Here is a 13,191-nt window from a genome sequence, read left to right on the forward strand (position 1 = left end):
CGCTCAATCGAGGGGGTCGCGGTCGTTGAATACTTCGTCGGTGAACATCACGCGGCGCACCACATCCGTGGGGTCGATGTGCACATGGGCCTGGCGTGCAGCCCCATTGTCCAGCAAACGGTAGGTCCAGATGTCGCCTTTGAAGCTGGCTACATGCTCGACCAGCGCTGGCGGGCCGAATTGCTGCAGCACGCTGGCGCGCGTGTCGGCGTCGACGCGCAGCGCGAAGAACTGTTCCATGGTCAGCACTTGCTGCACGCGCACCAGGCGCTGCCCGGCGTCGAAGTCGAGGTGATAGACCTGCTGGCCCGCAGGCTGGCGGCTGTAGACCAGGCGTTCGCCGCCATCGGGCAGCGAACGCGTGAGCGTGGGCCGGCCCATGTCTTCGAGCACTTCGGCGCGGCCGCTGCCGATCTTTTGCCATTCGGGCACCGCGCACCCGGCGAGCCAGAGGCTGGCCGCCCCCCAGACTACCCAGCGTGCCCCTCGGAACAGCACTGGGCGGGCATTCATTGCCGGTCCAGTTTTTGCTGCTTGAGCAGCTTGGTCTTGATGCGGTTGCGCTTGAGCGGCGAAAGGTATTCGACGAAGACCTTGCCCATCAGGTGGTCCATCTCGTGCTGGATGCAGATGGCCAGCATGCCTTCGGCGTCGATCTCGCGCGACTGGCCCCTGTCGTCGAGCGCGCGCACCTTGACGGCGATCGAGCGCTCGACGCCGTCATAAATGCCAGGCACCGACAGGCAGCCTTCGTCGCCCAACTGCTTCTCGTCGCTGGCCCAGAGAATCTCGGGGTTGATCAGCGTCATAGGCTGGTCACGCTCTTCCGATACATCGATCACTACCACGCGCTCGTGCGCGTCGATCTGCGTCGCCGCCAGGCCTATGCCCTGGGCGTCGTACATGGTCGCGAGCATGTCGGCAACCAGGGTCTGGATGCGCTCATCCACCACGGTGACCGGCTGGGCCACCTTGTGCAGGCGTGGATCGGGGTAGCAGAGGATGGGAAGAATTGCCATGGCAGCCAACAAAATGATGTCGCTATTTTCGCCACTTTTGCGCTTTTTCGCTGGGCGCCGGTTCAATAATCATTGCCTGATCAAGGCCTTGCGTCGAGAATCTGCGAAGCTTTGTTACGTATTACCACGGCGCGGCCTGCAGGGCTGGCGCAGCCGCAGCGACAAGCCAGGCGTGCGGCCTGACCAAATAGAGGGATTGAGATGACGGCATTTTCCAATGCGCGTGCCTGCGGAATCGGGGCTGTGCTGCTTGCCGCGCTGTCCACCGTGTACGCCCAGGGCGGCTACCCGGTCACGGCCACGCAGCGCGCCACGGCCCAGCAGGTGGCGCAGCAAGGGGTGCCGCTGAGCGATCTCTCGCCAACCGCCCCCGATCAATACACCGTGAAGCGCGGCGACACGCTGTGGGGCATTTCCGGCCTGTTCCTGCGCCAGCCCTGGCGCTGGCCCGAACTCTGGGGCATGAATCTGTCGTCGATCAGCAACCCCCACCTGATCTACCCAGGCCAGGTGCTGTACCTCGACAAGAGCAATGGCTATGCACGCTTGCGCATGGGGGGGGGCGGCGATGGCACGCCCACGGTACGCCTGTCGCCACGCACGCGCAGCGAAAGCCTGGCCGACATGGCCTTGCCGACGCTGCCCGCGCATCTGATCGAGCCTTTCCTGGTCCAGCCGCTGGTGGTCGATGCGCAGGTGCTGACCCAGGCGCCGCGCATTGTCGCGACCACCGACGAGCGCGTGATCATGGGCAGCGCCGACCGTGCCTATGTGCGCGGCAGCAGCGGCCTGGTGCCCCAGCCCGATTCGGAGCGCACGCGCTCCTGGCGCATCTTCCGTGACGCCGCGGCGCTGAGGGACCCCGACAGCGGCGAAATCCTGGGCTACGAAGCCCAGTACCTGGGCCAGGCCGAGCTGATCGAGGGCGAGAGCCTGGTCAGCGTGCAGGACGCCAAGGGCAAGATCCGCGAAACCACGGTTCCGGCAACCATCGACATTCTCGAAGCCAAGGGCGAGATCCGTGCGGGCGACCGCCTGCTGCCCGCGCCCGAGCGCACCTATTCGAACTATGTGCCGCATGCGGCGCCGGCCAACATGAAGGCGCGCGTGGTCTCGATCTACGGCGATTCCGCGGTCAAGTTCGGCGCGCAGAACCAGGTGGTGTCGATCAACCGCGGCACGCGCGACGCGATGACCGCGGGCCAGGTGCTGCAGCTCGTGACCCAGGGCGATGTGATCGTCGACAAGACCGGCGGCAAGCGCGAGCGCGTGCAGTTGCCGCGCGAGCACAACGGTCTGGCGATGGTGTTTCGCACTTTTGACCGCGTGTCGTACGCGCTGATCCTCGATGTGCGGCGCCCGGTGGTGGCCGGCGACCACCTGATCGCACCGAACTGAACGGCATTCTGCCGCGGAGACCGCCGTGGACCCTCTAACCTTGGATCGCGATGAACTCTCGGCCTGGCTGAGGCTCACGCAGACGCCAGGGATAGGCCGCGCACTCGCCCGGCGCCTGCTCGCGCAGGCCGGCGCGGTGCAGGCGGTATTCACGCAGTCTCCCACGGCCTTGCGGTCGCTGCTCACGCCCGCGCAGCTCGCGGCACTGCTGACCATTTCTCCTGCGCAGCGCGACGCGCTGCAGACCTGCTGGCAATGGCTGCAGACGCCGCCGCCAGGGCTGGTGCATGCGGTGATTCCGCTGGGCGATCCGCGCTACCCCGCAGGCCTGCTGGCCACCGAAGATCCGCCGCTGCTGCTGTATGTCGCGGGCGCGGCCCATTTCTTCGCGCGCGCCGAAGCGATGTTTCCCGCGCAGCGGGCGCTGGCCATGGTCGGCAGCCGCCAGCCCAGCGCCCAGGGCCTGATAGACGCGCGGCGTTTTGCGCATGAGCTGTGCCTGGCCGGCCTGTGCATTGTGTCGGGCATGGCCCTGGGCATAGACGCCGCGGCGCATGAAGGCGCGCTGCAGGCCGCGCAGGAAGGCCGCGCGGCGGACGCCGGCCCGGCGACGATCGCTGTCTGGGGCACGGGGCTGGACCAGCCCTATCCCCGCCGCAATGCGGCGCTGGCGCAGCGCATTGCGCGCGCGGGTCTGCTGGTCAGCGAGTACCCGCTGGGCACGCCGCCGCTGGCCGCGCATTTTCCGCAGCGCAACCGCATCATTTCGGGCCTGGCCCAAGGCACGCTGGTGGTCGAGGCGGCGCTGGCGTCGGGCTCGCTGATCACTGCGCGGCTGGCCGCGGAGCAAGGCCGTGAAGTGTTCGCCATTCCCGGCTCGATTCATGCGCCGCAGTCGCACGGCTGCCATGCGCTGCTGCGCCAGGGCGCGACGCTGGTCGAGACCGCGCAGGATGTGCTGGGCGAACTCCAGGGCCTGCCGCAACCCGCCAAGCCCGCGACGACGCCTGCCCGCTCCCCTGAAACGCCGGTGGAAACCGGGCTGCTCGCGGCGCTGGGCTTTGATCCGCAAGGGCTCGATGAACTGGTGGCGCGCACCGGCTGGAGCGCGGCGCAGCTGCAGGCGGCGCTGCTGGAGCTCGAACTCGCGGGGCGCGTGGCGCGCCTGCCCGGGGGGCTGTTCCAGAGGCTGGAGCGGGGCTGATCTACGCTTGCAGGCGTTCCGGATTCGCCTCAAGCTTCTCCAGCGCATCGCGCGTGGCGCGCAGCGTCACGGCTTCGGCGTCATGCCACAGCAGCAGGCCCGACTGCAGGTAGATCGCGAGCCGCTGCAGCGGCATCAGATAGCACTGGCCGTCGAGCGTGGCGAACAGGTGCAGCTGGCGCTGGTTGCTGTGCCAGGCGTATTGCACCTGCACGCTCGCGCCGTTATGGTCCAGCGTGAACCAGCTGCCGGGCTGCAGCGCGCGCGCCCACTCGAGCATCGTCGGGTCGACCGGCTGGGCCGTGCTGCTCAGCACTTCCAGGCCGGCGATGTCCACGCCCAGCAGTATTTCGATGTTCTCGGTCGACAGCGGCGTGTCGTCGGGCAGGCCCTCGCCGGTCATGAAGTCTTCGAGGTGGCTGAGGCGCCGCGCCATGGCTTCGAGGGCCTCGGGCGCGATCGCCGCGGTCTTGGCGATGAAGGCTTCGGCCAGGGTGTCGGTGAGCCGCTTGATCTGCTCGGCCTGCATGCTGGTGGGCATGCCGACCAGCGTCAGGCCCTCGCGCAGGCATTGCAGCAGCTGCGGCAGGCTGCGGATCAATTGGGCGCGTTGCTCGCGCGTGGGCTTGGCGCTGCCGGCCCAGACCAGGTCGCTCGCGGCCTGCTTGAACGCCTGCGTCTGCGCGTGCATCGCGCCCATGCGCACGGCCGACAGCGCAAGCACTTCGGCCCAGTCGCGGAACAGGAAGTTGCGCAGCTCGGCGCGCACCGGCATGCCCTGGAGCAGGCGGCGCAGCTCTATCGTGTACTGGATGGTGAGCGTTTCCTTCTCTTCCATCTGCTGCACCAGCGAGATGATCCGCGCCTTCGACTGTTCCTGCGTGAGGTAGCTGGCCAGGAACTTCTCGAACTCCTGGTGGGCGAGCAGGAACACGCGCTGGCCGGTTTCGGGGAATTGCTCGATGGTCTGCACCAGGCGCGCGATCTCGGCTTCGAGCACGCTGCCGCCCATGCTGGTCGCATCGAAGCCCAGCACGCAGGCGCCCATGCGGTCGATCAAGAGGCGTGCGGGGTGTTGCAGGTTGCTGAAGAACTCGGGCTCGGCCAGCGCCACGCGCAGCACCGGCAATTGCAGGCGCGCGAACCAGACGCGCACCGACGGCGGAATGCGGTCCTGGGCAAGAATGCTCTGGAACATCAGCGCCACGACTTCGATCGCGGCGCGGTCGCTGGGCACCGTGGCCTGCTGCTTCCAGGCATGGGATCGCTGGCGCAGCGTGCGCGCGAGCTGGTCGAGGTCTACGCTGCCCGGCGCCATGTCGGAGAGCGGGGCGGCCGGCAGTTCGGCGTAGAACCGGGCCTCACCGGGCCCTTGCTCTGCCAGCGCCTGCAGCAGGCTTTGCGACGCCTGCTCGGTCGATCCGGTGCCGCTGCTGGGCATGCGCGTGGCCGGCGAAAGCATATGGCGCAGCTGCTGCACCACCTCCTGGGCGCGCTGGCGCGCACGCAGCAGGGGATGCATGGGGCCGGCCGGCTTGCCCGCCGGGCCCTTGCCCTGGCCCGCGGCCGCGGGCAGCGGCGCCGGCGCGGTGTCGGGGTTGCGGCGCAGCACCGCGAGGTCGTCGGCCGGCGGCACGCCTTCGTCGTCGTAGAGTTTGTGCAGCGCTTCGGCTGCGCCTTGCAGCAGCTCGCCCAGCGCGGATTGCAGCGGTGCCGTGAGGCCATGCAGATCGGCGCGCGGCAAGCCCGCGGCGCGCCACTGGTTGACCAGTAGCTCGCAAAAGGTTTCGGGGCGCAGCAGGTCGTCGGCCGCGAGTTCCTGGTGTTGCAGCCACTGGCTGCGCAGGCGCAGGCCTTCAAAGCTGCTGCCCGCGAGCTCATCGGTCGCGAGCGCGAGCCGCGCGGCCTGGATCTGGTTTTCTATGGTTTCGTCGCTGAGCAGCTCGAAGGTGTCGGCATGCGCGGCGTTGCTGCGCGTGGCCGGCGCTGAAAGGCCGGCGCCCGCGAGCGCGGCCTGGAGCTTGTCGCGGCAGGCCTGAACCCAGCCGGCCTGGTGCGCGCGATAGCGCTCCAGCGCCGCACGGTTGGCCTGCATTTCGCGCTGGGTGCCGACCTGGTCGGCGAGATGCTCGAGAAATGCCTCCAGCCGCGCCGCCAGATCTGGCAGCGCCTGGGTGAGTACCTGCGCCAGTTGCTCGCGCGCCTGGCGCACGAGCCCCGTGGCGGGCACGGCGGGAGGGGGGGGCGGGGAAGCCATTGGTCCCCGAGATTACACTGCCGCCCCTGCGTTCGGGTCGTTGGCGTCGTGGTCTTTCTTCGGCGACTTGATCAGGTCTTCGCGCTTGACGCCCAGCCACATGGCGATGGCGGCGGCGACGAACACCGAAGAGTAGATGCCGAACAGAATGCCGATGGTCAGCGCCAGCGCGAAGTAGTGCAGGCTAGGGCCACCGAAGAAGAACATCGACAGCACCATGGCTTCGGTAGAAGCATGGGTGATGATGGTCCGGCTCATGGTCGAAGTGATCGCGTGGTCAATGACTTCGGGCGTGCTGAGCTTGCGGAACTTGCGGAAGGCTTCGCGGATCCGGTCGAAGATAACCACCGATTCGTTGACCGAGTAGCCCAGCACCGCGAGCACACCGGCGAGCACCGCGAGCGAGAACTCCCACTGGAAGAACGCGAAGAAGCCCAGAATGATCACGATGTCGTGCAAGTTGGCGATCACCGCCGCGACGCCGAACTTCCACTCGAAGCGGAAGGCCAGGTAGATCACGATGCCCAGGATCACCATGCCCAGCGCCATCAGGCCGCTGTGCACAAGTTCCTCGCCGACCTGCGGGCCGACGAACTCGGTGCGGCGCAGCGTGACTTCGGGGTCGGCCGCCTTGAGCGCAGTGAGCACCTGCTCGCTTTGCTGCGCAGAGGTCGCTCCCTTTTGCACCGGCAGGCGAATCATCACGTCGCGCGACGTGCCGAAGTTCTGCACGATCACATCGGCATAGCCCAGTCCCGAGACCGTCTCGCGGATCTTGCCCACGTCGGCGCTCTGCACATAGGCGACTTCCATCACCGTGCCGCCCGTGAACTCCACCGACAGGTGCAGTCCGCGCGTGAACAGGAAGAAGACTGCGAGCACGAAGGTCAGCAGGGAAATCGCGTTGAGCCACAACGCGTATTTCATGAACGGGATGTCTTTTTTGATGCGGAAGAATTCCATGGTCTTCCTCCTTACTTCTTGGCCGCCACCGAACGCAGCTCAGATGCGTCTTCGGGCTTCCAGATTTGACCAATAGAAATTTGCTTGAGCTTCTTGCGGTTGCCGTACCAGAGGTTGACCAGGCCGCGCGAAACGAACACCGCCGAGAACATGCTGGTCAGAATGCCTATGCAATGCACCACGGCGAAGCCGCGCACCACGCCCGAACCGAAGGCCAGCAGCGCCAGGCCCGCGATCAGGGTGGTGACGTTCGAGTCAAGAATGGTCGCCCAGGCATGCTGGTAGCCCGAATTGATCGCCGCTTGCGGCGAGGCACCGGCGCGCAGTTCCTCGCGGATGCGCTCGTTGATCAGCACGTTCGAGTCGATGGCCACGCCGATGGCGAGGGCCATGGCCGCGATGCCCGGCAGGGTCAGCGTGGCCTGCAGCATCGACAGCACGGCCAGCAGCAGCAGCACGTTGACGGACAGCGCGATCGTCGAGAACACGCCGAACATCAGGTAGTACACGCACATGAAGGCGGCAATCGCCACGAAGCCCCAGACCACGGAGTGGATGCCGCGGTCGATGTTGTCGGCGCCCAGGCTGGGGCCGATGGTGTATTCCTCGATGATTTCCATGGGCGCGGCCAGCGAGCCGGCGCGCAGCAGCAGCGAGGTGTCGTTGGCTTCCATGGTCGTCATGCGGCCCGAAATCTGCACGCGGCCGCCGCTGATTTCGGCACGGATCACGGGCGCCGTCACGACTTCGCCCTTGCCCTTTTCGAACAGCACGATGGCCATGCGCTTGCCGACGTTCTCGCGCGTGATGTCCTTGAAGATGCGCGCGCCCTTGGCGTCGAGCGTCAGGTTCACGGTGGGTTCCTGCGTCTGGCCGTCGAAGCCGGGCTGGGCGTCGGTCAGGTTTTCACCCGTGAGCACGACCTGCTTCTTGACGATCACTGCCTGGCCGCTGCGGTCCAGATACTTCTCGGCGCCGAACGGCACCGCGCCCGAGCCCATTTCGGCCGCGCGGGCTTCGCTGGATTCGTCGACCATGCGCACTTCGAGGGTCGCGGTGCGGCCCAGGATGTCCTTGGCCTTGGCGGTGTCCTGCACGCCAGGCAGCTGGACCACGATGCGGTCCAGGCCCTGCTGCTGGATCACGGGCTCGGCCACGCCGAGTTCGTTGATCCGGTTGTGCAGGGTCACGATGTTCTGCTTGAGCGCCTGTTCCTGCACCTTGCGCAGCGCTTCGGGCTTGATCGACGCACGCAGGCGGAAATCGCTGCCGTCAGGCTGGCTCGTGGTCTGCAGGTCGGGGTATTGATCGGCGATCAGATTGCGCGCGGCCGTCAGCGAAGCTTCGTCGCGCAGACGGATCTCGATGTTCTGGCCTTCGCGCGAAATGCCGCCGTGGCGGATGTTCTTGTCGCGCAGGCCCGAGCGCAGGTCGCCCGTGAAGGACTCGGCCTTCTTGGTTAGCGCGGCCTGCATGTCGACCTGCAGCATGAAGTGCACGCCACCGCGCAGATCAAGACCCAGGTACATGGGCTTGGCGCCAATGGCCGTGAGCCAGTTGGGCGAGCGCGACACCAGGTTCAGCGCGACGATGTAAGTCGGATCGTTGGCGTCGGGCACCAGTGCGCGTTGGATCGCGTCCTTGGCCTTGAGCTGTTCGTCGGGCGTGTTGAAGCGCGCGCGGATCGACGTGCCTTCGAGCGTCAGCGTATCGGGCGTGACGTTCGCGGCCTTGAGCGCTTCCTCGACGCGCTGCATTACAGCGGCGTCCACCTTGACGGTGGCCTTGGAAGAAGACACCTGCACGGCAGGCGCCTCGCCAAAAAAATTGGGCAGGGTGAAAAGCACACCTACCAGCAGCGCGATCACGATGATCGCGTATTTCCAGACCGGATATCGGTTCATGATCGCGCTCGTATCTCTCAGAAAGCACAATGGGCTCGGCAGCCTGTGGTCAGGCGCCGGGCCGGGGTGAAGACAGGGTCTTCGACAGCGAAAAAATTACTTGACCGAGCCCTTGGGCAGCACTTGCGTGACGGCGCTGCGCTGCAGCTGCACTTCGACGCCGGACGAGATCTCGACCTGGACGAAACCGTCGGACAGACCCGTGACCTTGCCGATCAGGCCGCCGGCGGTGGCGACTTCGTCACCCTTGGCCAGCGCGTCGATCATTGCGCGGTGTTCCTTCTGGCGCTTCATCTGGGGACGAATCATCACGAAGTACAGCACCACGAACATCAGCACCAGCGGCAGCATGCCAGTGAGCGAACCCATCATGCCGCCCTCGGCAGCGGCGGCAGGAGCGGTCTGGGCAAAAGCAGAAGAAATAAACACGGCGAAGACTCCACAGGTGGATGGGGCAAAAAGGAATTCTCATTCCAGCCGCGGGCTGCGCGCTGGATGGGTAACGGAACATTGTATGCGGGTGTTTCTCATCGGCCTCAGGGCCGACCCGCAGGCGTTTGGGTATTTGGCGGCCGGAAGTCGACCTGACAAATACAGCACGCCCGCCAGACTTGGGGCCTGGCGGGCGTGACAAGTTCCCTTGGGGGGGCTTGGGGGCGTTACAGGAGGACAGGCCGTTCATGGTTCGACGGGGCCGCCAAGGCAAGCTCACCACGAACGGGGGATGTCCGTTCGCCCTGAGCCCGTCGAAGGGTGGACGTCCTGGCCTCGATGAACTCGCACATACCTCAATGCGCCACGGCGCTGCGCTGCGGCGCATCACCCGCCACCCGCGCCACCGGCCCGCGCCACTGCGCAATCAGCCCCGCACGCTTGGTCTGGGCCGCCTCGAGGTGGCGTTCCTTCACATGGCCGTAGCCGCGAATACCTTCGGGAATGCTCGCGATCTCCACGGCCAGCGCCAGGCGCTCGTTGCTCAAGCCCTTCAGCAGCTCGGTGATGTCTTCGCGATAGGACACGATCAGCGCGCGCTCGGTGCGGCGCTCCTCGGTGTAGCCGAACACGTCGAAAGCCGTGCCGCGCAGACCGCGCAGGCGGGCCAGCACGCCGAAAGCGCTGCGCACCCAGGGGCCGAACGTCTTCTTGCGCAGATGGCCCTGGTCGTCCTTTTGCGCCAGCAGCGGCGGCGCGAGGTGGTGGACCAGCTTGTAGTCGCCTTCGAACATGTTGGCCAGCTTGGTCGTGAACGCCGCGTCGGTGTGCAGGCGCGCGACTTCGTACTCATCCTTATAGGCCATCAGCTTGAACAGGTAGCGCGCCACGGCTTCGGACAGGCGCGTGCCCTTGCCCAGCGCCTGTTCGGCGGAATGCACCTGATCGACCAGCGCCTTGTAGCTGTCGGCATAGGCCGCGTTCTGGTAGCCCGTGAGGAATTCGACGCGCTTGGCGACGATTTCTTCGAGGCCCGGCTTCTTCGCGAAGTGGATGACCTGCGTGGCCTGGTACAGCGCCTGGACTTCGGCCAGGTCGTGGGCGCAGCGGCGGCCCCATTCGAACGCCGCCTTGTTGTTCTCTATTTGCACGCCGTTGAGCTCCATGGAGCGCATCAGCGCGGCATGCGACAGCGGCACGCGGCCCTTTTGCCAGGCGTAGCCCAGCAGCAGCGGGTTGGCGTAGATGCTGTCGCCTATGAGTTGCACCGCCGCCTGCTCGGCGTCGAAGCTGCCGACCAGGCCGGGACCGACCGCGCTTTCGATCGCGCTGGCGCAGCTGCCGCCAGGAAACTGCCAGTCGGGATCGTGCACGAACGCCGCCGTGGGCGTCGCGTGGTTGTTGAGCGCGACATAGGTGCGGCCGGGCTGCATCACGGCCAGCGTCGACTTGTGTGCGGCGACGATGGGGTCGCAGCCTATCACCAGGTCGGCCTTGGCGGTGTCGACCTTGGTGGTGTAGATGGCTTCGGGGCGCAGCGCGATCTGGATATGGCTCCAGGTGGCGCCGCCCTTTTGGGCCAGACCGCCTGCGTCCTGCGTGACGACGCCCTTGCCGTCGAGGTGGGCCGCCATGCCCAGCAGCGAGCCAATGGTGATTACGCCCGTGCCGCCCACGCCGCCGACGACGATGCCCCAGGCGCTTTCGGCCAGCGGCAGCACTGGCTCGGGCAGAGGCGGCAGCAGATTGAGCTGGCCTTTCTTCTCTTTTTTCGGCTTCTTCAGCGTTCCGCCTTCAACGGTAACGAAACTCGGGCAAAAACCCTTGAGGCAGGAGTAGTCCTTGTTGCAGCTGTTCTGGTTGATGCGGCGCTTGCGGCCGAAGTCGGTCTCGACAGGCTCCACCGAAAGGCAGTTCGACTGCACCGAGCAATCGCCACAGCCTTCGCAGACCAGTTCGTTGATCACCACCACGCGGTCGGGCGTGGCCAGCGTGCCGCGCTTGCGGCGGCGGCGCTTTTCGGTGGCGCAGGTCTGGTCATAGATCAGCGCCGTGCAGCCGGGCGTGGCGCGCAGCTCGCGCTGGATGCGGTCGAGTTCGTCGCGGTGGAAGACTTCGACGCCCGCAGGCAGGTCGTCCAGCAGTTCGGGGTGGCCGGCGCGCGCCGCGCTGCCTTTCACATGGTGGGTGCGGCCTTCGTATTTGCCGGGCTCGTCGGTGACCACGACCAGCTTCACGATGCCTTCGGCGCGCAGGCTGTGCGCGATCTGCGCGACCGAATGGCCTTCGGGCCGTTCACCGACCTGCTGGCCGCCGGTCATCGCGACCGCGTCGTTGTACAGGATCTTGTAGGTGATGTTCACGCCCGCGGCAATGCTCTGGCGAATCGCCAGCAGGCCGCTGTGGAAGTAGGTACCGTCGCCCAGGTTGGCGAACACATGGGGTTCGGTGGTGAACGGCTGCTGGCCTACCCAGGTCACGCCTTCGCCGCCCATCTGGGTGAACGTCGACGTATTGCGGTCGGGCATCCAGTTGGCCATGTAGTGGCAGCCGATGCCGGCGACCGCGCGCGAGCCGTCTGGCACGCGCGTGCTGGTGTTGTGCGGGCAGCCGCTGCAGAACCAGGGCTGGCGCTCGCCGGTCTCGACCAGCGGCGCGGCCAGCGCGCGTTCGCGGGCTTCGATGACGGCCAGGCGCTGGTCCATGCGCGCGACGATGTCGTCGGGCACGCCCAGCTTCTTCAGGCGCTTGGCGATGGCCTTGGCGATGATCGCCGGCGTGAGGTCGGCCTTGGCGCGCAGCAGCCAGTTCTGGCTGGGGTTGGGCTGGCTCCATTCGCCGCCCGAGGTATCGCCTTCGCCTTCGTCGAACTTGCCCAGCACGTTGGGGCGCACGTCGGAGCGCCAGTTGTAGAGCTCTTCCTTGATCTGGTATTCGATGACCTGGCGCTTTTCCTCGACGACCAGGATTTCCTGCAGGCCGCGCGCGAACTCGCGCGTGATCGTGGCTTCGAGCGGCCAGACCACGTTGACCTTGTGCACGCGAATGCCCAGGTGGCGGCAGACGTCGTCGTCCAGGCCCAGGTCGACCAGCGCCTGGCGCATGTCGTTATAGGCCTTGCCGCTGGCGATCAGGCCGAAGCGGTCGTTCGCGCCTTCGACCACGTTGTAGTTGAGGCGGTTGGCGCGCACATAGGCCAGGGCCGCGTACCACTTGTAGTCCATCATCCGTGCTTCCTGCTCCAGCGGCGCGTCGGGCCAGCGGATGTGCAGGCCGCCGGGCGGCATCACGAAGTCTTCGGGCAGCACGATCTTCACGCGGTCGGGATCGATGGAGACGCTGGCCGACGACTCGACGACTTCCTGGATGGTCTTCACTCCCGACCACAGGCCCGAGAAGCGGCTCATCGCGATGCCGTGCAAGCCCATGTCGAGGATGTCCTGCACGCTGCTCGGGAAAAACACCGGCGTGCTGCAGGCCTTGAAGATGTGGTCGCTCTGGTGGGCGGCCGTGCTGCTCTTGCTGATATGGTCGTCGCCGGCGATCGCCAGCACGCCGCCATGCTTGGCCGTGCCCGCCATGTTGGCGTGCTTGAACACGTCGGAGCAGCGGTCCACGCCCGGTCCCTTGCCGTACCAGATGCCGAACACGCCGTCGAACTTCTTGGTGTCGGGGTAGATGTCGAGCTGCTGCGTGCCCCACACGGCGGTCGCGGCGAGTTCTTCGTTGACGCCGGGCTGGAACACGATGTCGTGCTGGGCCAGATGCTTCTTGGCGGCCCATAGCGACTGGTCGTACACACCTAGCGGTGAGCCGCGGTAGCCGCTGATGAAACCCGCGGTGCGCAGGCCGGCGGCGGCGTCGCGCTGTTGCTGCAGCATGGGCAGGCGCACCAGCGCCTGCACCCCGCTCATGAATGCGCGGCCCTGGGCCAACGCGTATTTGTCATCCAGGGTGACTGTTTCCAGTGCAAGCCGCAGGTGCTCGGGCAGGGGGGCATTCATAACTTGTCTC

10 protein-coding genes are annotated in these 13,191 nt (G+C 66.5%); 3 read left to right on the plus strand and 7 right to left on the minus strand.

Features of this window, described 5'->3' with window-relative positions; genetic code table 11:
* Positions 1 to 3 precede the first annotated feature (3 nt).
* Together KHY18_RS05325 and def are read right to left on the minus strand one after the other, a co-directional pair.
* On the minus strand, positions 4 to 513 hold the full coding sequence (locus KHY18_RS05325) for a hypothetical protein (protein ID WP_213295151.1): 510 nt from the start codon (positions 511 to 513) through the stop codon (positions 4 to 6).
* The gene (def, locus tag KHY18_RS05330) at positions 510 to 1,019 is read right to left on the minus strand and encodes a peptide deformylase (protein WP_213295154.1); all 510 of its coding nucleotides are present in this window, start codon (positions 1,017 to 1,019) and stop codon (positions 510 to 512) included. Before def ends, KHY18_RS05325 begins: the two co-directional genes overlap by 4 nt.
* Between def and KHY18_RS05335 the strand changes: the two genes are divergently transcribed.
* From KHY18_RS05335 to dprA, 3 genes are read left to right on the plus strand one after another with little or no spacing between them, the layout of a single operon-like run.
* Complete coding sequence (locus KHY18_RS05335) at positions 1,018 to 1,224, plus strand: hypothetical protein (RefSeq protein WP_213295158.1); 207 nt, start codon at positions 1,018 to 1,020, stop codon at positions 1,222 to 1,224. The two genes, def and KHY18_RS05335, sit on opposite strands and share 2 nt — an antisense overlap.
* Positions 1,221 to 2,417 (plus strand): LysM peptidoglycan-binding domain-containing protein, encoded by a 1,197-nt coding sequence (locus tag KHY18_RS05340; protein ID WP_213295160.1) that lies wholly within the window; start codon positions 1,221 to 1,223, stop codon positions 2,415 to 2,417. The genes KHY18_RS05335 and KHY18_RS05340 overlap by 4 nt, the downstream gene beginning before the upstream one ends.
* Before the next feature lie 40 nt (positions 2,418 to 2,457).
* On the plus strand, positions 2,458 to 3,621 hold the full coding sequence (dprA, locus tag KHY18_RS05345) for a DNA-processing protein DprA (protein WP_213295276.1): 1,164 nt from the start codon (positions 2,458 to 2,460) through the stop codon (positions 3,619 to 3,621).
* Position 3,622: 1 nt separating this feature from the next.
* On the opposite strand, the gene KHY18_RS05350 is transcribed toward dprA, so the two are convergent.
* The 5 genes from KHY18_RS05350 to KHY18_RS05370 form a co-directional block, all read right to left on the minus strand.
* Positions 3,623 to 5,878, minus strand: a complete 2,256-nt coding sequence (locus tag KHY18_RS05350; RefSeq protein WP_213295163.1) for a DUF1631 family protein — start codon at positions 5,876 to 5,878, stop codon at positions 3,623 to 3,625.
* A gap of 12 nt (positions 5,879 to 5,890) precedes the next feature.
* Positions 5,891 to 6,841, minus strand: a complete 951-nt coding sequence (gene secF, locus KHY18_RS05355; protein ID WP_213295166.1) for a protein translocase subunit SecF — start codon at positions 6,839 to 6,841, stop codon at positions 5,891 to 5,893.
* An 11-nt stretch (positions 6,842 to 6,852) separates the two neighbouring features.
* Positions 6,853 to 8,745, minus strand: a complete 1,893-nt coding sequence (gene secD, locus KHY18_RS05360) for a protein translocase subunit SecD (protein WP_213295175.1) — start codon at positions 8,743 to 8,745, stop codon at positions 6,853 to 6,855.
* Between the two features lie 96 nt (positions 8,746 to 8,841).
* A complete protein-coding gene (gene yajC, locus KHY18_RS05365; protein WP_213295176.1) occupies positions 8,842 to 9,174 on the minus strand; it encodes a preprotein translocase subunit YajC in 333 nt (110 codons plus the stop codon).
* A gap of 359 nt (positions 9,175 to 9,533) precedes the next feature.
* Entirely contained in the window at positions 9,534 to 13,181 is a 3,648-nt protein-coding gene (locus KHY18_RS05370; protein ID WP_213295181.1) for an indolepyruvate ferredoxin oxidoreductase family protein, read from the minus strand.
* Positions 13,182 to 13,191 lie beyond the last annotated feature (10 nt).

Source organism: Acidovorax sp. CCYZU-2555, from assembly GCF_018413525.1.
In the GTDB taxonomy this organism is placed as follows: Bacteria; Pseudomonadota; Gammaproteobacteria; order Burkholderiales; family Burkholderiaceae_C; genus Comamonas.